This is a genomic window from Thermococcus litoralis DSM 5473, from assembly GCF_000246985.2.
GTDB lineage: Archaea > Methanobacteriota_B > Thermococci > Thermococcales > Thermococcaceae > Thermococcus_A > Thermococcus_A litoralis.
The window spans coordinates 1,812,726-1,831,899 of record NC_022084.1; the positions used below are offsets into that span (position 1 = coordinate 1,812,726).

22 protein-coding genes and 1 pseudogene are annotated in these 19,174 nt (G+C 43.1%); 20 read left to right on the forward strand and 3 right to left on the reverse strand.

All coding sequences use genetic code 11. The features are described 5' to 3' along the window. Window positions 1-2 precede the first annotated feature (2 nt). The 19 genes and pseudogenes from OCC_RS09915 (at window position 3) to OCC_RS12625 (ending at window position 12,183) form a co-directional block, all read left to right on the forward strand. A complete protein-coding gene (locus OCC_RS09915) occupies window positions 3-1,295 on the forward strand; it encodes a hydrogenase large subunit (RefSeq protein ID WP_004066458.1) in 1,293 nt (430 codons plus the stop codon). Further along, window positions 1,292-2,281: a respiratory chain complex I subunit 1 family protein gene (locus OCC_RS09920; RefSeq protein WP_004066457.1), complete on the forward strand. Its 990-nt coding sequence runs from the start codon at window positions 1,292-1,294 to the stop codon at window positions 2,279-2,281. Before OCC_RS09915 ends, OCC_RS09920 begins: the two co-directional genes overlap by 4 nt. Then, window positions 2,278-2,847 (forward strand): 4Fe-4S binding protein, encoded by a 570-nt coding sequence (locus tag OCC_RS09925; RefSeq protein WP_004066456.1) that lies wholly within the window; start codon window positions 2,278-2,280, stop codon window positions 2,845-2,847. Before OCC_RS09920 ends, OCC_RS09925 begins: the two co-directional genes overlap by 4 nt. A 281-nt stretch (window positions 2,848-3,128) precedes the next feature. After that, window positions 3,129-3,632: a Na+/H+ antiporter subunit E gene (locus tag OCC_RS09930; protein WP_020953797.1), complete on the forward strand. Its 504-nt coding sequence runs from the start codon at window positions 3,129-3,131 to the stop codon at window positions 3,630-3,632. Continuing rightward, complete coding sequence (locus OCC_RS09935) at window positions 3,629-3,904, forward strand: cation:proton antiporter (RefSeq protein WP_004066454.1); 276 nt, start codon at window positions 3,629-3,631, stop codon at window positions 3,902-3,904. Before OCC_RS09930 ends, OCC_RS09935 begins: the two co-directional genes overlap by 4 nt. Next, a complete protein-coding gene (gene mnhG / locus OCC_RS09940; RefSeq protein WP_004066453.1) occupies window positions 3,901-4,257 on the forward strand; it encodes a monovalent cation/H(+) antiporter subunit G in 357 nt (118 codons plus the stop codon). The genes OCC_RS09935 and mnhG overlap by 4 nt, the downstream gene beginning before the upstream one ends. Continuing rightward, window positions 4,247-4,510 carry a hydrogenase subunit MbhD domain-containing protein gene (locus OCC_RS09945; RefSeq protein WP_004066452.1) on the forward strand — a complete coding sequence of 88 codons (264 nt, stop codon included), beginning with the start codon at window positions 4,247-4,249 and terminating at the stop codon, window positions 4,508-4,510. Before mnhG ends, OCC_RS09945 begins: the two co-directional genes overlap by 11 nt. Then, entirely contained in the window at window positions 4,507-4,782 is a 276-nt protein-coding gene (gene mbhE / locus OCC_RS09950) for a hydrogen gas-evolving membrane-bound hydrogenase subunit E (protein WP_004066451.1), read from the forward strand. The genes OCC_RS09945 and mbhE overlap by 4 nt, the downstream gene beginning before the upstream one ends. After that, a complete protein-coding gene (locus tag OCC_RS09955; protein WP_004066449.1) occupies window positions 4,779-5,246 on the forward strand; it encodes an MnhB domain-containing protein in 468 nt (155 codons plus the stop codon). Before mbhE ends, OCC_RS09955 begins: the two co-directional genes overlap by 4 nt. Then, window positions 5,236-5,601 (forward strand): sodium:proton antiporter, encoded by a 366-nt coding sequence (locus OCC_RS09960; protein WP_004066448.1) that lies wholly within the window; start codon window positions 5,236-5,238, stop codon window positions 5,599-5,601. Before OCC_RS09955 ends, OCC_RS09960 begins: the two co-directional genes overlap by 11 nt. Then, entirely contained in the window at window positions 5,598-7,151 is a 1,554-nt protein-coding gene (locus tag OCC_RS09965; protein WP_004066445.1) for a proton-conducting transporter transmembrane domain-containing protein, read from the forward strand. The genes OCC_RS09960 and OCC_RS09965 overlap by 4 nt, the downstream gene beginning before the upstream one ends. Then, a complete protein-coding gene (locus OCC_RS09970) occupies window positions 7,148-7,489 on the forward strand; it encodes a hypothetical protein (RefSeq protein ID WP_004066442.1) in 342 nt (113 codons plus the stop codon). The genes OCC_RS09965 and OCC_RS09970 overlap by 4 nt, the downstream gene beginning before the upstream one ends. A 1-nt stretch (window position 7,490) precedes the next feature. After that, on the forward strand, window positions 7,491-7,937 hold the full coding sequence (locus OCC_RS09975; protein WP_004066440.1) for an NADH-quinone oxidoreductase subunit B family protein: 447 nt from the start codon (window positions 7,491-7,493) through the stop codon (window positions 7,935-7,937). After that, window positions 7,934-8,494 (forward strand): NADH-quinone oxidoreductase subunit C, encoded by a 561-nt coding sequence (locus OCC_RS09980; protein ID WP_004066439.1) that lies wholly within the window; start codon window positions 7,934-7,936, stop codon window positions 8,492-8,494. The genes OCC_RS09975 and OCC_RS09980 overlap by 4 nt, the downstream gene beginning before the upstream one ends. Next, the gene (locus tag OCC_RS09985; RefSeq protein ID WP_004066437.1) at window positions 8,487-9,725 is read left to right on the forward strand and encodes a hydrogenase large subunit; all 1,239 of its coding nucleotides are present in this window, start codon (window positions 8,487-8,489) and stop codon (window positions 9,723-9,725) included. Before OCC_RS09980 ends, OCC_RS09985 begins: the two co-directional genes overlap by 8 nt. Next, window positions 9,722-10,690 (forward strand): respiratory chain complex I subunit 1 family protein, encoded by a 969-nt coding sequence (locus OCC_RS09990; protein WP_004066435.1) that lies wholly within the window; start codon window positions 9,722-9,724, stop codon window positions 10,688-10,690. Before OCC_RS09985 ends, OCC_RS09990 begins: the two co-directional genes overlap by 4 nt. Window position 10,691: 1 nt before the next feature. Next, the gene (locus OCC_RS09995; RefSeq protein WP_004066433.1) at window positions 10,692-11,048 is read left to right on the forward strand and encodes a 4Fe-4S dicluster domain-containing protein; all 357 of its coding nucleotides are present in this window, start codon (window positions 10,692-10,694) and stop codon (window positions 11,046-11,048) included. A 124-nt stretch (window positions 11,049-11,172) separates the two neighbouring features. Continuing rightward, a pseudogene (locus OCC_RS10000) lies at window positions 11,173-11,891 on the forward strand (DUF72 domain-containing protein). A 136-nt stretch (window positions 11,892-12,027) separates the two neighbouring features. After that, on the forward strand, window positions 12,028-12,183 hold the full coding sequence (locus OCC_RS12625; RefSeq protein ID WP_004066431.1) for a hypothetical protein: 156 nt from the start codon (window positions 12,028-12,030) through the stop codon (window positions 12,181-12,183). Between the two features lie 382 nt (window positions 12,184-12,565). Here the strand turns inward: OCC_RS12625 and OCC_RS10005 are convergent, their stop codons facing one another. Both OCC_RS10005 and OCC_RS10010 read right to left on the reverse strand, forming a co-directional pair. Beyond that, window positions 12,566-12,943 (reverse strand): hypothetical protein, encoded by a 378-nt coding sequence (locus tag OCC_RS10005; protein WP_020953784.1) that lies wholly within the window; start codon window positions 12,941-12,943, stop codon window positions 12,566-12,568. A 50-nt stretch (window positions 12,944-12,993) separates the two neighbouring features. Further along, a complete protein-coding gene (locus tag OCC_RS10010) occupies window positions 12,994-13,371 on the reverse strand; it encodes a hypothetical protein (RefSeq protein ID WP_148290449.1) in 378 nt (125 codons plus the stop codon). A gap of 99 nt (window positions 13,372-13,470) precedes the next feature. On the opposite strand from OCC_RS10010, the gene OCC_RS10015 reads away from it, so the two are divergent. Further along, window positions 13,471-14,043, forward strand: a complete 573-nt coding sequence (locus tag OCC_RS10015; protein ID WP_004067107.1) for a dephospho-CoA kinase — start codon at window positions 13,471-13,473, stop codon at window positions 14,041-14,043. Here the strand turns inward: OCC_RS10015 and pol are convergent. Beyond that, window positions 14,033-19,141, reverse strand: a complete 5,109-nt coding sequence (gene pol, locus OCC_RS10020) for a DNA polymerase (RefSeq protein WP_004067109.1) — start codon at window positions 19,139-19,141, stop codon at window positions 14,033-14,035. The genes OCC_RS10015 and pol overlap by 11 nt on opposite strands. Window positions 19,142-19,174: the final 33 nt, after the last annotated feature.

Sequence of the window (19,174 nt, forward strand, 5' to 3'; positions counted from 1 at the left end):
AAATGGAGAATAGAGTTGAATATTGGGTTAAAATCCCAATTGGTCCCATTCACCCAGCACTTGAAGAACCTGAAAAGTTCATCATTACCCTTGATGGAGAGAGAATAGTAAATGTTGATGTAAGACTGGGATATAACTTGAGAGGACTAGAATGGATTGGCATGAGAAGGAATTACATCCAGATACTTTACCTTGCTGAAAGAATGTGTGGGATATGTTCCTTTTCTCACAACTATACGTATTCTAGGGCAGTCGAAGAAATGGCGGGGATAGAGGTACCAGAGAGAGCCGAATACATAAGGGTGATAATAGGAGAATTGGAAAGAATCCACTCTCATTTGCTCAATCTTGGAGTTGTAGGGCATGCTATAGGTTATGACACTGTCCTTCACCTAAGCTGGCTTGCCAGGGAGAAGGTTATGGATCTCCTAGAGGCAATAGGGGGGAACAGGGTAAACTATTCTATGAACACAATTGGAGGCGTGAGGAGGGATATAGAGGATAAGCACAAAAGGGCGATTCTGGAGATGATAAAATACTACCGCGAAGAAGTCATGCCAAAGATTGAGGAGATATTCCTCTATGATCCAACTGTTGAAGCTAGACTTAGGGATGCTGGAGTTATACCAAAGAGAATAGCCATTGAGTACAGCGCTCAAGGTCCAACAGCAAGGGGAAGTGGCGTTGAAAAGGACGTTAGGTACAATGAGCAGCTGGGAGTTTATCCAGACTTGGGAGTTAAACCAATAACTCCAAAGGAATTCACGGGAGTTGTCAAGGGGGACGTGTTTGATAGGATGGTCGTCAGAATTGGAGAACTGTGGCAGAGTATGGAGCTCATAGAGAGGGCTTTGGATCAAATGCCAGAGGGAAAAATAAAGGCATTTCCGAAGGATAACGTAGCTTTGATCCGGCTTAAAAAAGCGGAAGGAGAGGGCATCGGTAGGTATGAGGCTCCAAGAGGGGAGCTCATCCACTATGTGATGGCCAACCCTGGAAGTGAGATTCCAGAAAGGTGGAAAATGAGAGAACCCACTTTTCCAAACCTCTTTGCGGTTGCGAGAGCACTAGTAGGAGAACAGCTTGCTGATGTGCCGGTTGCAATAGCGTCAATAGATCCCTGCTTGAGCTGTACAGATAGAGTAGCCGTTATAGATGCCAAAACCGGCAAGAAAAAAGTTCTTACAGAAAAAGATCTTCTCAAGGCTTCAATTGAGAAAACAAGAGAAATAAATCCCAACATAAAGGCAAAACCAGAACCTGTTGGGGGTTCTTGTGGGGGTGTTAGGCTATGAATATCGTTTATTCAACTATAGGGTTAATAGCGATTTACCTTTACGTCTCCGCCGCTTCTCTCCTTTGGGAAGGAATGGATAGAAAGCTCGTTGCTAGAATGCAGAGAAGAATGGGTCCTCCTATACTCCAACCGTTCTATGACTTCCTAAAGCTGGTAAGTAAAGAGTCAATAATCCCAAGAGACGCCAACAAACTCTTTGAAATCGCTCCGGTATTAGCTTTAGCATCTTCAATAGCTCTATTGGCTTACACTCCTCTTGGATTTGAGCCACTCTTAGCAACGAAGGGTGACGTGATAGTCTTCATTTATCTACTTGGTCTCATAGCTTTCATAAGAGTAATCGGTGCCGTTAGCTCAGGTTCCCCATATGCACAAATAGGGGCTCAGAGAGAGATAATTATGCTTGCTTCCAGGGAAGTGCCTATGATGTTAGGGCTCTTTGCAATACTCTGGCGCTTAAGCAAACTCGGAGTTGAAAAACCCTTTAGCCTGGGAACATTTTATCAGTACAACATCTGGGAAATTGGTACTCCTTTGGCAGTTGTTGGCACATTTGTTCTCCTTCTAGTGTTCCTGCTCTGGCTTGCAAGTGAGATTGAAGTTGGTTACTTCAACATTCCGGAGGCAGAAACGGAAGTAGCAGAAGGCCCCATGGCGGAATACAGCGGAAGACATTTGGCATTATTCAAGCTAAGCAATGCTCTAAAAGAATTCGCGAGTGCCAGTTTGGTTGTGGCTATCTTTTTCCCATGGGGTATAAGCGGATACATCGGTTTAACCGGTATTGCAGCAATGGTTCTTGACTTAGTATTCCATACGCTTAAAGTCTTTGCAGTGCTTTTTGTTAGTATGAGCGTATTTAGAGCTATAACCGGAAGACTCAGGATTACCCAGGCAGTTGGCATGTTTTGGAGCAGGATACTTCCAATGAGTCTAATAGGCGTATTGCTGTTGGTCATAGACGTTCTGGGGGTGATTGCATGAAGATTCCCCCAACTCTCTCCGTAGTTTTAAGCAACCTCTTCAAAAAGCCTGCAACAAACCCATTTCCTCAGAGTGATCCAGTTCCAACTCCAGAGGGATTTAGGGGGAAACTAATTTATCACGTGGATAAGTGTATAGGCTGTAAGCTCTGTATCACCGTTTGCCCAGCAGGAGTGTTTGAATATGTGCCGGAACTCAAAAAGGTGACCCTCTGGCTGGGAAGATGTGTCTTTTGCCAGCAGTGTGTCGACGTCTGTCCGGTAAATGCACTAGAGATGAGCAATGAGTTTCTCTTGGCTACTTACGATAAATACGACGATAACCTCAGATGGCTCAAAAATGAGGAAATTGAAGAAATGCTTGCCAAACAGGGAGGAAAAACAAAGAAGTATCGCATAATTGCGGAGAAATGTAAGGGATGTACACTATGTGCCAGAAACTGTCCTCAAAATGCTATTGAAGGGTCTCCCGGGAAAGTGCATAAAATCGACCCCAACAAGTGTGTTGGATGCGGGATATGTGCAACGGTATGTCGCTTTGGTGCAATAGAAGAATACGAAGAGTGAACGTTATCTCTTTTTTCTGTTACTTTTATGGTTTTTAGCTGAAAATTATGTCCATTTATTGCCATAACTCTCAGATTTTTAACATCACTGAACTTTTTTGAACATTTTTGTATTTTCATGTTCTATTTTATGTAAAGCTTTGTTACCTTTATATTTGTCAAATTACATGTTTTTAACCTTTTGTTAAAGAAACGTATTTAATGGATTTTGGACAAGCAGATAATGGAGATAGTTTGAAATATGCTCTTAAAAGGTTTAAAACCTAAAGTTGAGGTGGGAGAATGCCCTTTACGACATCTTTCCTATGGTCGTTGATTGTGTACCTGATCTTAACAGCAGGTTCCGGTAGTGTTTTACTATGGAGTCCGGCAGAGCTAGTGGCGGGAATTGTAATAGCGGCTCTCATAGGCTACGCAACGAGAAACATAATGGACGAAAGACTTGATTATTTCTTTAATCCAAAACGATGGGTACTTTTTCTGATTTATGCAGTAGGACCGTTCTTTTATGCCATGGCAAAGGCAAACCTTGACGTTGCTTACAGAGTTATAACAGGAAAGATAAGGCCAGGAATAGTGAAAATATCCCCGGGATTAACTAAAGATGAAAGCAGGACTCTTCTTGCAAATTCAATAACCCTCACTCCTGGAACGTTTACTTTGGAAATTGACGATGAAGGGAACCTATACGTGCACTGGATTAACGTTCCGCCTGGAAAAGAAAAGCCAACTCCCGAAGAACTTTGTGGATACTTACCAAAATGGGCAAGGAGGATTGCGGAATGACGCCTGAAAGTTTGTTTATGGGGGCAATGATACTGCTCTTCCTTTCAGCCACATTAACGATGATAAGAATGCTACTTGGCCCAACAATTCCTGACAGGGTTGTGGCGTTGGATGCCTTAACAACCACGACTGCCGGTGCTATGGTTCTATATGGGGTAATTACGGAGCAAGCGGTGATTATCGATGTTGCACTTGTTTATGCTGTTCTTAGCTATATCGCAACTCTGTATATAGCGAGGTACTTAGTAAAGAGAAGGGTGGGATTGGCATGATAGAAGGAGTTTTGGCGATACTCCTTGCAATTGGAGTTGGATTTAATCTATTGGCCAGCGTTGGAATATTGAGGTTTCCAGACGTTTACACAAGGATCCACGCTTCGACAAAATGCACTACCTTTGGAACGATTTTTATAGTCCTAGCAACGATAGTGTACTCAATTTACAGGTGGCTTCCAAACCATGACGCAAGGTGGATTACAATAGGAATCCACTCAGCACTTGTGGTGATCTTCTTAGTACTAACAAACCCAGTTGGAGCCCATGCAATTGGTAGAGCAGCTAGAAAATCTGGGATAAGACCTTATGGTGCCGTAATAGATGAACTGGAGGGATACTATGAACTTTGAAAACTTTTTCTGGATTCTGCAAATCTTCATTGCAATCGGCTTAATAGGAAGCTCAATAGCTGCCATTAGGTTCAAGAACTTAATTGCTGCTGTAATAGCAATGGCAGTCTTTAGCCTAGCTCTTTCCGTGGAGTTCTACGTTCTACAGGCTCCAGATGTTGCTATAGCAGAAGCAGGTGTTGGAGCCGGACTTACAACAGCAATGTACCTTCTCGCTATCAGGAACACCACCGATGAGGAGGTGGTAGAATGAGAAGAGCACTCGGATTATTTGCCTTCTTATCGTTCGTAATCTTCCTTCTGGCTGCAGCTATAAGCTTGAGACCTTTTGGAGAACCTCCTCATGCGGAGATGGACACTTACTTCATAGAGCATGCCCAAGAAGAAGCCTCTGCAAACAACGTTGTTACGAGTGTTGTATTTGACTACAGAGGTTTTGATACTCTGGGAGAGGCAACAGTCCTTTTCACCGCAGTTTCTGGCGTTCTAATGGCATTAAGACACTACGGAGGGAAGGAGAAATGACCACCGCAATCATAAGAACAACAACAAAAATTTTAGCACCTTTAATATTGGTATTTGGTTCGTATATCATTCTACATGGTCATCTAACACCTGGTGGAGGTTTTCAAGGCGGGGCGGTATTTGCAAGCGGCTTAGCTCTGCTGATAGTGGCAAACAACAAAGAAAAGGTCAAGGAACTCTTCGATAAGGTTCCTCTAAGTCAGTTAGAAAGCCTTGGAGCTTTGGGATTCTTGGGAATTGGTGCATTAGGCCTTATGGGATATACGTTCTTGAAAAACGTAATTGCAGACAGCGGATTCCTCTTTGGAGCACCAACACCTAAAGGAATCAATCCGGGTTATCTCAACACCGGTGGAACGCTTTCATACCTAAACATCTTTGTAGGAACAAAGGTATTAGCCGGTCTTACAAGTATAGTTCTGATATTCTTCCTTATACTGAGGAGGGAGAGAGATGAATGGTAGCGTCTTTGTGAACTTCCCGTTTATCGTAGTTGCAGTGCTGCTTGCCCTCGGCTTTTACACAATCGGATTCAAGCGGAACCTCATAAAGGTCGTAATTGGCGTTGAAATCCTTGAAGGAGCAGTAAATATGTTCATTGTTGCGTTAGGTTATGTAAAAGGTGGCTACGCTCCAATCTATACTCAGGCACCGCCTGAAGCTGCAGGAAAAATGGTTTTACCAACGCCACAGGCACTAACGCTTACGAGCATAGTTATCGGTGTTGCTGTAACCGCTCTAATGCTGGCTTTTGCCGTTAACATCTACAAACACTATGGAACTCTCGACGTTACCAAGATAAGGAGGTTGAGAGGATGATTGAGCACTTACCTGCCTTAATGATTGCCGTTCCATTATTTGGAGCATTTACAGCACCCCTATTTAAGAAACACTACAAGGAAGTCTCAATATGGGCAATTATAATAACCGGCATAACTGTAATACTCTCCCTCCTGCTTGCCAAGGAAGTGGTTACCGGGGGAATAATGGTCTACGTCTTTGGAGCAGACAAGCCAACCCTCGTGTTGCCTTCTGGTTACTCTGTTCCAATAAGGATCATGTTTGAAGTAGACGCTATGAGTGCCTTTATGGCAATATCCGCAACGCTGATGAGTTTTATAGGGGCTCTCTACTCCTACAGCCATGTAGAGAGAGAAACAGGTCTTGAAAAATACTACACCCTGTTAATGCTCCTTGAGGTGGGAATCCTTGGCATGGTGCTTACGGGAGATCTCTTCAACCTCTTCGTGTTCCTAGAAATAGCCGGTATAGCGGGATCTGCATTAGTAGGATTTAGGAACTATCGCGGTGAAGCAAGCGAAGCAGGAATAAAATACCTTATTGTTAGTGCTGTAGCTTCTCTAATGGTGCTCTTTGCAATAGGTATACTCTATGGACAGTACGGAAACTTAAACCTCGCATACATAGCCAAGAACGTGTCCTTTAACATGGTTGATATGATTGCGCTTGGATTGCTCTTTACGTCCTTTGCAATGAAATGTGGTGCTGTCCCAATGCACTACTGGGTGCCGGATGCATATACAGAAGTTCCTGCAGGAATAAACCCACCCCTCCTGGTAGCGACTTACGCAAGCCTTTATGCCCTCTTTAGGGTGAGCTTCACGCTCTTTGCAAACGTTGTAGTAGATCTGGCAAGAGTAGGATGGATCATGTCTATCCTAGGAGTGCTTACAATGTTCATAGGCGTTACAATGGCTCTGGTGCAGAAGGACATTAAGAGGTTAATGAGCTACCACGCTATATCTCAGACCGGCTATATGCTTCTTGGTGTCGGTGTTGGTTTGACAGTCTTACATGATCCTTCAAAGCTCGCTGAGTTCGGAAGAGATGCCATGGCTGGTGGAGTGTTCCACATAATAAACCACATAATCTACAAAAGCTTACTCCTAATGACCGCTGGAGCTCTGTTCTACGTTACGGGAACGAGGAACCTTAATGAGATGGGAGGCTTGGCTAGGAAGATGCCTATAACCGCAATAAGCTTCATGGTAGGAGCCGCTGCAATATCTGGCTTGCCGCCGTTTAACGGATTTGCAAGCAAACTTCTCATATATGAGACATCATACCGGCTTAATCCACTCTTAACAGTGTTTGCAATGGTTACCAGTGTTTTAACTCTAGCTTCGTTCGTCAAGGTGTTTGCATCAGCCTTCCTTGGTCCTCCGCTTGAAAAGTTCGAGAGTACAAGAGAAGTTCCTAAGCCAATGGTAATTGCAATGATAATCCTAGCAGCGCTCTGTATAATCTTCGGTCTCTTCCCGAACTTGGTACTTGACAAGCTTGTCTATCCGGCTGTTGATGCGTTAATTAACTTTGCTCAATACCATAGCTGGGGTGGTCTGGCATGAGCTTTACACTTACTACCCCTTCGGGATTTTGGAATCCACTCCTATGGCTGCTATTCCTAGCCCTCTTTGGCATAATAGCCTATCTGATATACTCTAGAGGCAACCCCTCGTATAAGAAGAATACCGAACAGGCAAAGCCCTATTTGAGCGGTAATCCAGAGCCTACAAAGGAAAAGGTTCAGGTAAAGGCTGGAGACATCTATTGGGGATTCATTGAGGCTTTGAAAGGCTATTATAAAGTACTCCAAGCAATCCACACAGGAGACATGAGGGATTACATTTTGTGGTATCTTGGCATTGGGGCTATAATAACATTCATACTAATTGGAGGGGTGTAATATGGGCAAGCTGACCAATTTTAAGCGCTCTCTTTGGGTCTTCCATGCTTCGGGGGGTTCATGTAACGCATGTGATATTGAAATAGTGGCTGTGCTTACTCCGAGATATGACGCAGAGAGGTTTGGAATAAAACTCGTTGGTTCTCCGAGACATGCAGATGTTTTACTTGTCACGGGGGCTATTCCAAGAGACTTTGCTGATAAGCTTAGGCGTATTTACGAACAGATGCCCGACCCAAAGGCCGTTGTTGTAATAGGAAACTGCGGAACCACGGGAGGGGTCTTTTACGACTCTTACAACATAGCTGGACCAATAGACGAGGTAATACCCGTAGACGTCTATGTTCCGGGGTGTCCTCCCAGGCCAGAGGCAATAATAGACGGAATTGTAAAAGCATGGCTCAAGATTGAGAAGCTTGAAAAGGAGCTGGAGGGGAAGGAGAAATGACACTAACCGCTGAAGAAATCCTTGAGAGGTTAAAGGAAAAACTTGGAGATGCGATATTAAACTATGAGATAAAGGAATACAAAATGGGTGTTAAAAGGCCTAGAACTTATCAGGAAATCTGGATGGAGGTTAACAAAGATGCTTTCAGGAAGGCAGTTGAGGCAATATTCGAAATAGACTATCCCCATTTGCACTTTATAGCCGGAGAAGACGTTGGCGAGGTAATCAAGATGATATACTCCTTTGGGGTCTTCCACTCCCACCCATGGGGTGAAGTGAGCATAGTAATGAAGCTTGACCTCCCGAAGAGCAACCTTGTTCTCCCCACGATAACGGATCTCATGATCGGTGCAGAGACTAACGAAAGAGAAATCAGAGAGATGCTTGGTATTGAGTTTGAGGGGCTTAAGAACAAGAGACACCTCTTCTTACCTGATGACTGGCCTGAAGGAAAGTATCCATGGAGAAGAGATGAGTATGGGGTTGAAGACATGATCAAACACACGCATAAAAGTGTAAAAGAAATTAGAAAGCAGAGGGGTGAGCAGAATGGCTAAAACAACTTACTACGTTCCCATTGGTCCAATTCATCCGGCATTAAAAGAACCAATAAGAGTAGAGGCGGAGGTTGAGGGAGAGAAGATAGTGAAGGTTAACGTTAAGAGGGGCTTTGCCCACAGGGGAATTGAGTACATGGGAATGAAAAGGAATGCAATACAAACTTTGTACCTCTCGGAAAGAATATGTGGAATATGCTCGATATCTCACCCTTATGCATTCGTCATTGGCAGCGAAAAGGCTTTAGGCATTGAGGCTCCCCCAAGGGCTCAGTACATAAGGACAATAATAGCCGAGCTTGAGAGAATTCACTCTCACATCCTCTGGCTTGGAGTTATAGCACACGAGATAGGCTTTGATCCGCTCCTCTTTTGGACATGGAAGGGAAGGGAAAAAGTCCTTGATGTTCTTGAAGCCATTACGGGCAACAGGATAAACTACTCCATGTATATGATTGGAGGAGTCAGGAGAGATTTGAAAGAGAGCCACATAAAAGCCTTGAGAGACATGATAACCTATTACTGGGAGTTCACAGAGCACATGAAGGAAGTCTTCTTGTCTGATCCAGTTTATAAGGCAAGGACAAGGGGAGTTGCACAGCTTTCAAAGGAGATGGCATTAAAGCTCAACGTAGTCGGGCCAACAGCCAGAGCAGCTGGCTTAAGGATGGACATTAGGCAGGATATTCCATACGATGCTTATGCGGATATGGACATTAAGGCGGTTGTTCCTCAAGACATAGTTGGAGAAGCAGGGGGAGATGCCTACGATATTACAATGGTGAGGCTTTACGAGATTGAGCAGAGTTTGGATATAATAGAATTCTGTCTTGACAACCTTCCAGAAGGAAAGATACTTGCAATTCCAAACTACGTAGCATTGCTTAACAAGATCAAAAAGACCGAGGGAGAGGCAATTGGAGCACATGAAGCTCCAAGAGGAGAAGTTATCCACTACTTCAAGTATGATGGAAAAAGGGATGGTCCAGCGGTTTGGAAGGTCATAGCGCCGAGCTACAACAACATAAATTCATGGGCCCCATTGTTGCTTGGAGCAGAAGTGGCAGATATTCCGGTGGTTGTGGCTTACATAGACCCGTGTATGTGCTGTAACGATAGGGTGGCCGTCGTGAAGGATTCGAGCGGAAGAATTCTTGACTACTCCTACTTACACAAGAAAGCTGTAGAAAAAACTAGGAAACTCGAAAAGGAGCTGGGGGTGAGAAAATGACCCCCGAAACTCTCTTTTATGCTATAGGAATGCCAATAATAGGAGTATTCCTTGGGTTGGTGTACAAAGGTATTGACAGGAGAGTATCTGCAAGAATGACATCGAGAATAGGGCCTCCAATAAGACAGCCCTTCTGGGACGTTGGAAAGCTTCTCCTTAAAGAAACCGTTGTACCGGAAAACGCAGTAAGATGGATTTTCAACGCAATGCCTATCTTGGCATTTGCTTCATCAATGACTCTCCTCCTTTATATCCCATTCGGCATCTTAAAGGCGCCTTTAGAAGGATACGGTGATCTGGTAGTCATCTTGTACCTCCTAACTCTCCAGGCGCTTGCAATGGCTATTGGAGGATTTGCCTCAGGCAGCCCGTTTTCTTCAGTGGGAGCACAGAGAGAAATGGTTCTAATGATGAGCTACGAAATGCCCTTTGCAATAGTTATAACGGGCTTTGCTCTAATTTACAAAAGCTTTTCGTTGAGCACAATAGCCTCTACCCCCGTATGGAGCATTGTAGGTCCTTTGGGAGGATTGGGAGTTCTATTGCTCTTGATAGCATTCCTATGGGTAACTCCAGCAGAGCTTGCAAAGCTTCCGTTCGATATAGCAGAGGCTGAAACAGAAATAGCAGAAGGTATGCTTGCAGAGTACAGCGGGAGAAATCTTGCCTTGTTCTACCTTTCAGATGCAGTTAGGGGCTTTGCTATGATAGCAATAGAGGTGGTCTTGTTCTTCCCCTTCACATTAAGCTACCTCTTTGGCTTGAATCTCTCGGGAGTTGCGCTCTATATAGCTGAAGGTCTGTGGTTCCTCTTCAAAGTGCTGGTGCTTTATGTTCTAGCAGTAACGCTGGTCAGGACATCCTTCGCGAGGTTCAGGATAGAGCAGGCATCGAGGATCTTTTGGGTATATGTGAACATAATAGCCCTGCTTGGACTTTTACTGATATGGGCGGAGGTGATGTGAAATGCCAACAAAAGCAATGTTCCTAATGATAAAACAGATGCTTCAGAGGCCGTTCACAAACCCATTTCCAGTAAAGCACGCTCCAAAAGACGTAACATCGCTCATTAAAAAGATCCAAAAAGGGGAAGTAAAAATATATCCCCCCGTCCCTGTTCCAGAAGGATTTAGAGGGAAGCTGCACTACGATCCCGAGAGATGCATTGGGTGCAGGCTGTGTATAATGGTGTGCCCTGCAAACGCCATGGAATGGATCCCGGAGCTTAGGAAAATAAGGCACTATGTTTCCCGCTGTATGTTCTGTGCTCTCTGTGTAGACGTCTGTCCAGGTAAAAAGTTCCCAGGAGAAGAAAAGCTGTAAAGGCACTATCCATGAGCGATGAATTCCTCATTGCTGATTACGACAAGTACAGTGACAACCTTATAGAAGAACCTCCCGAAGCTAGGGAAAAAGGTATTTAATTACCTTTTCTTTATTCTTTACCATGATACTCGTCGGAACATGTGGTTTTTGTGAGGCCAAGAAGAGATATTTTGAAGACTTCAGCACTGTGGAAGTTCAGCAAACTTTTTACAAGATCTTACAGGAAAAGACCCTCCAAAAATGGGGAAAAGAGGCCCCGGAAGATTTTGTGTTTTCTATTAAGGGATTTCAGGGTATAACACATCCTCCAAACAGTCCCATTTGGAGACGGAGTAATGTAAAGCTGTCTGGGAATGTAGGATTGCTAAGACCAACAGAGGAGGTTTTTAAATACTGGGAGCTTACACTTAAAGAAGCTGAGGTGTTAGGAGCAAGGTTTATCCTGATTCAGCTTCCCAAAAGCTTTAAAGAAAGTGAAGAGAGCTTTGCTAATGCAGAGAAATTCTTTGAGCAGATAGAGAGAAAAGAGTTTGAAATTGCAGTTGAACTTAGAGGCTGGAGTGAAAGGGGATAAAGAAATTCGTTAGGGAGTTTGATCTCATCGATGTCGCAGACCCTACAATATGGGAACCCACTCATGGGGGAGTGATCAATTACTACCGCCTTCACGGAGCTTATCAGGAAGGAAGGATAATATACAAACACAAATACAGTGAAGAAGAGTTAAGGGCGATAGCCAAAAAAGTCAAAGAGTGGAACGAGGCAGAGAGCTACGTTTACTTCAACAACGTCTATATGTGCGACGATGCCAAGCGTTTTATCCAAATCCTGGCTTTCTAATTTTTACTTTTTTCTTTTGAAAGCCTCGCCCTTTATGGCGGGGGATGAAGTAATCGAAAGACCAGCCTCGGGGCGGAAAGCACTACACCAAAACACTTAAATACTAAACCATACTACTAAATACTGGGGGAGTTACGTGGGAGTAATAACCATCTCCGTTGATGATGAAGTCGAGAAGAAATTCAGAGAACTCGTGGAGAAAAAATACGGGAAAATCAGAGGGGCTTTAGGTGTTGCGGTAACCGAAGCAATGAAACTCTGGATTAAAAAAGTCGAAAGCGAGGAAAAATGAAACGAGCAGTAACCCTGACCTCCTCCCCGCCGTGAACGGTGAGGGTTCCAACGAGCTAACCCCTTGCCAGTGGCAGGGAAGTTTACGGGCGACTCATTCCCTACTCGGCGTTACCGCCTTTCGGTTCAGCCCGAGGGCACGGTCTTGTGCCCGTTACCCCTACCGCAAGCAGTTCGGGGTTATGGTTTCAGAGGCTAAACCTTCAATCTTTGACAGCTCTAAAGGGCAGTTCTTCAAGGACGCCTGTCGGTGTCTAAACCACTCCAAGCGGAGTGGTAACGCGAAACCCCTCATCTCATCGGGTTATTAAATTTGGCCTCTTCGAGGCCTCATTACTTTGTAGGAGTTTAAAAGGGTTTCTATTTGAGGGGCGTGTTTAGTTTCACCCCCTGTTATTTAAACAGTATTTGACTCTGAGGAGGATTTTCAGACCATAACACATTACCCCAAGCAAAATTCGGGTTACAGTAGTCTTTTTCAGAAAACAGGGGATCCTACTGCCAAACCACGTTGTAAACGCACCCCAGAACCCCTCATGAGGATTCCTATACCTGTACTCTTCTTCAGAAAACACTCTATCTCTCTTCTTACTACCAAAACCACCTGGAAGGTTCTTAGTCTTCTTAACAATCGGCCGATAACCCTTTTCCACCACAGTGTTCAGAACTTTCTTTGAATCATAAGCCCCATCAGCATAAAAATTCCCAGAACCCTCCGGCAGGAGTTCAATCAGCTCGTTCTCAGAAGTCGTGATCTTCACAGCAACCGGATACAGTAAACCTGGCAGGATTCTCGTTATTGCCTGAACTTCTATTCTGTCCTTTTTTTATTTGTGATAATGGTTGAGTCTGCTTGAGTGCTGGCGTAGGGTAATTTCTGGAGTTTTTTCAGGAGGTGGTTTTTCAGTTCTTCGAGGTTCAGTTTTTTCTCCCAGTTGTGGAGGGTTGAGTAGTGAATGTTTGCTCCGAAGAATTTTCTGCCGTAGTGCTGGGCGTCTCTGAGGGGTAGGTTGTAGTATTGTTTAAAGAGGAGTATTGCCAGTATTGTTTTTACTGGAAATTTTTTGGATTTTGGTAGGTTCTTCAGCTTTCCTTCTGATTCGAAGTCTGCTAAAACGTCGAGGATTATGAATGCCACGCTTTCAGGGTCTTTGAGTCTGTGATCCCATCTGGGGATCACGACAACCACCTGAAAGAATTCAGCAAAAACCCTAATAAAGGTTACTATAAACACGCCCTTCAAATGAGCAACCTTTTTAAATCAATTAGCTTTAGATGGGTGTGGGCAATGATAATCTGTATAGTAGGAATGCCTGGTTCTGGGAAAGGCCAGATAGTGAAAATTTTTGGAAAGTACGGAGTGCCTCACGTTTCTATGGGGGATATTGTGAGGGAAGAAGCTGATAAGAGAGGGATCCCAAGAACTCCCGAAGGTATGAACAGTGTGAGCATTCAGCTTAGGCAGGAGCTTGGGGACAATGCCGTGGCAAAATTAACGATCCCAAAGGTAAAAGAACTACTAAAGAAGTACAAGGCAGTTATAATCGACGGAGTGAGGTCTCTAGATGAAATTCAGACGTTTAAAGATGCGTTTCCAGAGGAAGAGATAATCATCATAGCTGTACACTCTTCGCCAAGAAAAAGATTCGAGAGGCTTAGCAGAAGAGGGAGAAGCGACGATCCAAAAACATGGAGTGAATTTGAGGCCAGAGACTGGAAAGAGCTCAAGTTTGGAATTGGAAGCGTTATGGCTTTGGCGGACTACTTAATAGTGAATGAAAACCACATAGCAGAATACAAAAGAGAGATAGAGAGACTCGCGGAGAAACTTGGACTAAAAAGCAACAGAGCTACCTCTTGAGCCATGCATCTAAGCCGGTTTGTTTTGAGCTTTGATACCTTAAATCCTCCTTTCTGTATCCAAACGCTTCGAGTATCCTAAGTACTGCCGGCAAAACTTGGTTTTCTATGTAGTAGTCCGGATCGTACTTGTGTTTTCTAGGATCGTATTCTGTAAGTAAAATTACCCTATCGCTTATCTTTCCGCTCCCTTTGAGAACGATATAGCTTATTATTGTGCCCGGTTTCACTTTTATCCCTCTTGCGGCAAGTCTTTTTGCTATCGCGACATGAGGGCCAATGGCTTTGTAGTCCTTTAAATCCCTGGTAATCTGCTCATGGATAACAAGCTTTTCAAGTGGAACCCTGTATTTTGCTATTTTCTCTACAACATCTCTAACAACTTCTACAGCTTTTTCAACACTTCCCTCTTTAAGTATAGCCTCTAAAACCTTTGCCTGAGTCTCCTTAGCTATCTCACTCCAATCTCTCCTTACTACTTCCAAGCCCCTTGTTGTTATCCTGCCCTCTTCATCTATGACTGCATAGCGCTTTTTTGTAACAAAGAATCCTCTCAAGTAAAAGCCCTCATACTCAAGCTCAAGCAGACCTGGAAGTTTGGAGTTTATGTAGTTTAGGAATTCCTTGGCTTTCTTTTTAATGAGTTCAGGCTTTTCCCCGGGTATTGTGGCATAAAAGCCGTCAGTATTGTGTACCAGGATGTTGTTTGCAAAGAACCTATGCGTCTCTTCGACTTCAATGTCATAAACGTAACCCTCGTATGGTATCTCTTCGACTTTTTTCACATGCACAAGATCAAAGCCAAAATCTATGGTATTCCTTTTTACCCTCGCTGATTTTAAATGTTCTAAAAGTCTCTTCTGCTTTCTCTCGATTAAAAAGCCTATCCTTTCAGCAAAACGCCACTTATTTTTGATCCTTAGATGCTTTGAGTAGGTTCCAGTAGAAACACCATTGTAGCGATTTGGAGTAGTCTCAGCAAATATTGAATTTGAAATTCCAACAATCCACAGAAGCTTCCTTACTTCCCTTAGAAAGTCAGCATCAATGTTTGTTAGCCTGATCTCTGGAACTCCCTTCCTGATAGTTACAGTACCATCAGCTGAAAACAGTCCTCGTAGAAATGCCTCTATGTAAGTAACCGGAAGCTCATACATGAACTCTGGAATTTTTCGTCTTCCTTTTTCGTCCTTAAAGTGCCTTTTCATAAACTTTACAAGGCTCTTTGCCAAGATGTTGAAGTCCCCTTTCTCGTTTTTTGGGTAATAGTTTGAGATTACTCCATAAGTTTTTAGGGGTTCCAGAAGTTTTTGCTTTATCTCTTCTGCATCTTTGCCTGTTGAAAGTCCAAGATAATACTCTGCCCAACGAGAATCTCCACCCCAGTTTCCATCTCCTACAATCAATCCTACGAGCTCCCAGAATTTTACTGCTATTTCGCTAGTTTTGGTATTCTCATCCTTTAACGGTGCATTTGGGCATATGAGCGATTTTACTGCTTTGCCTAATTCAAAAGGCTTTACTTCCTTTAGTCTTTCCCCGATTTTTTTGGCAGTTTTCGTTTTTGACGTGTTTAGATAGCCTATGAGAGAATGATCCTCAGTAACATCTATATACCAGCTGTTGGTCAGCCAGATGCGGAACATTCTTTTATTCGCTCTGTGCCTCATCACGTAGGGGACGGGCTTCCAGACAAGCTTTCCGTCATCGTCCAGAGTTAGTGCTTCAACACCTTCGAGAATGCAGTATTCTTTTTCGCCAATGCTGTAGTCCACCTTAGAGAAAAGATCCTTTATTTTCACAAATCTAATCTTTCCGTTTTGCCTTATTATGATCTCACTTTCTCCTGAGACACTGTCCGCATAAAGAACCTTAAAGCCGAACTTTTCCTCTATTTCTCTTATCGTCATCTCTATGTAGTGTCTCCCCCATGCGGTAACGCTTTCAGCACATTCCTTCGAGTACCATCTTGCCTTAGGATACCCCATATAGCCGTAATAGCTGTTGTGAGCATAGAGCAAACCAAAACCAACAAGAAAGTTCTCGTTATCCTCAACGCTTAGGTCATAGACATACCCTTCATAGTCCTTTTCTTTAACACTTTTGACTCTGTCAAGGACAATATCTCCATTAATGAAGAACTCCAAGAGCTTGGCTTTCTCCCTGTTAAGTTTTCCAGAGTCAACAAGCTCTTTAAATTTCTTGAACGTCATGTTCTTTTGGAACTCTTTTCCAAACACGTCCCTAAGGATCTCTTTGGGAATTAAGTTAGAGTAGTATGTGTTTTTCTCCCTAGACGTTTGTGGAAATTGCAGGTCTTCATTTATATACACTCTATAGACCCCACTGTCAAAGCCTATCTTTACAGAGGATATTCCCAAAGAGTTCAGCAAGAACACAAGCTGATTTGCAAGGAGCTCGCTTTTTGTTGAGAGCCTAAACCTTTTTGATGGATGTATATCTCCATCGCCTGTAAAATACGCCTCTAAAAATGACCACCGTACCGGTTCGGGAGAGGTGAGTATAACAGAAGGAATTCTCTTGTTTTCGGCTAATGCTCCACAGAGGCATTTCATAACTAAGTATGCCATCTTCTTTGATATACTTACGCAATTTCTGTCAACTCTAACCTTGCCAAAGAATTTTTCTGCAACATTTTTCATGCTCTCAAGAACATTAGGGTCCTCATTGTAAAGCTTCACCGAATAACTGATACCACCAGTTTTATTTTTTTGTGCACCTGCATAGCCCTCACTAACATAGTAACCTAGGAGCTTCCCAAAATCCTCATCGACTTTGAGAATACAATTCGTTCTAAAGCCATTGAGAGTTCCAATTTTCCATTCTTCGAGCTCTTTTTGTGGGAAGTAAGATATAAAATCCTTGATCTCGTTGAACATTACTAAATACTCTCTCTTGTTTCCGTTGTACTTAACGCTTCCAGCAAGCTTCTCGTAAAGTTGTTTATATTTCTTTAATCTCTCCCAGTCAGTAACTTCATATCCGCGGGGCAGTAGTTTGATAAGGCCTAGTTTTTCGAGATGGAACAAATAGCGATTAAATGTTCTTATCCTTCTATTTTCTTCTCCAAACATCCACCTTAAAGTTCTCAGCATTCCTTTAAAGAAGTTCTTTCTGCCCTTGGCTGAAATCGTCATCACAATGTCGGCTGTTTCTTCCTCGGAAAGATCTGAGATTAACTCGGGAATGTTTATGCTTACCCCTTTTTCATTGAGTTTAATTTTCTTTGGTGCTACAATAAGGTCACCTTCTTTTATCCCATCTCCAGAAACTTCCTTTATTTCTCCATTTCTAACTGTAAACAGACTATGGCCAGCAGTTATGTTAATTTTTCTACCAGAGCTAAGCTGAATCTCATAAGCTTTCCCTTTATACTTATGTCTTATGAGGGCTTTGACTTTTTTGACTTCACTTTCTTTGATTTTTTTGTTGAATGAGAATGCAAAAAGGTTGTTTACTTCGAGAACTTCAGTATTCTCTACTGTTTTAACGTTTTCCTTCTGTTTTTCCATGTAAGAGTTTATAAACTCGCCAATTTTCACGAATTTTATTTCTCCATTTTCAATTATTGGTAACCACTCGTTGGGTAAGATGCTGTTTGCAAGCAATTTAATAGCCCTTTGCCTATAATCGAGCATTTTCTTTTCGATCGGGTCAATTGTGGATTTCATTTTCTTCTTTATATCTTGCCTCATTGCAATTAAGTCCCCGAGTATGGAGGGAATAAAGCCCGGAAAGTCCTTGCAGAACCTATATCCTACTATCGGAGCAACATCGTAATTCTTACAGCCCTCTTTTTCAAGGGTATCTGGGGATACGTTGTGAGTAACTATTATTGAAGGGTACAGACTGCGGAAATCCAAATAAATGATATTTTCCCACAAACCTTTTTCTGGCTCTTTTACATATCCTCCCAGGTAAGTTGTTCTTAAGCGCCGTTTATACTCTTCCTCATCAGGTTTGTTCGGTGCAAGTTCATTCCTCGCGTATGCCACCCTTAAAAGATACCACTCCACGAGGTTGCCGGTGCTTGATCTCGAGACGTCCCATACACTTTGACCTATCAGCTTTGCCAGCTCAGCTTCCATGGGGAAGAATTCCTTCCCGAGCTCATACGTTGCCCTAGCATCTTCCATTGAGTACTGGGCTAGTTTTTTCATGCTTTCTTCTGTTTCCCATATAGCGGCAATTTCCTCTGCTCCTAATTTGCTTTTGGTTTTTCCTAAAACTGCTTCATAAACTGCCTCAAGCGTATACGTTGGGAGGTTTATCGTCCTTCGCACAACTGGGAAAAGATCAAAGTGGATTCTACCCTTGATTTCCACAGCAAAACTATCACCCATCCTCTGAATCTTGGGTTCGGGATGTTCTTTGTCCCTTCCTAAGACAAGCCGAACTCCCAGCTTTTCTGCCCGTTTTATGAGATACGGCAAATCAAAATTGTCCCCATTGTAAGTTATTATCACATCGGGGTCTTTTTCTTTAACAACTTGAACAAAACGCTTTATCATTTCTCTTTCATTGGACACAACATCGACATACGGCAAATCGATATTTTTCCATGTGATTACTCTGGCCTCTTCTTCATCGGCATAACTAATCATTATTATCTCGCCCTTTCCAAATTCATCTCCCTCATGATAAAACGTTTCAATATCAAAGGCAAGGAGCTTAAGCTCCTCGTCTCCCTCCATGGGAATCAAGCCCTTGTCTATGAGATAACGCTTGGCAAAGGGTATGTCATATTCGTAAATGTCAACCACAGCTGGATGTTCCCTTATTTTGCCCCGCATAGCTGGAACGTCTTGGGGATGCTCGAAAATGAGCTTCCAGACTTCAACTTCCCTTCCCAAAAATTTTTTCCTGACTTTCACTGCATCGAGCACTCTCACAGTTTTTCCATGTCTCTCGCCCTTTATTGCCTTTATCTCCTCAATAGCGGAGTCATCTTTGAGAAGAGCATATATATAGGGCTGAAAATGAGGGTCAAGTTCTATTTTAAACTCCCCGTTCTCTTTCTTAAAAATTCGGATTATAGGCTTGCCATCTTTTGTTATGTAATCAGTGTCCAGTATCATAAATACCACCAGATATAAACTGGAGTTCAAATT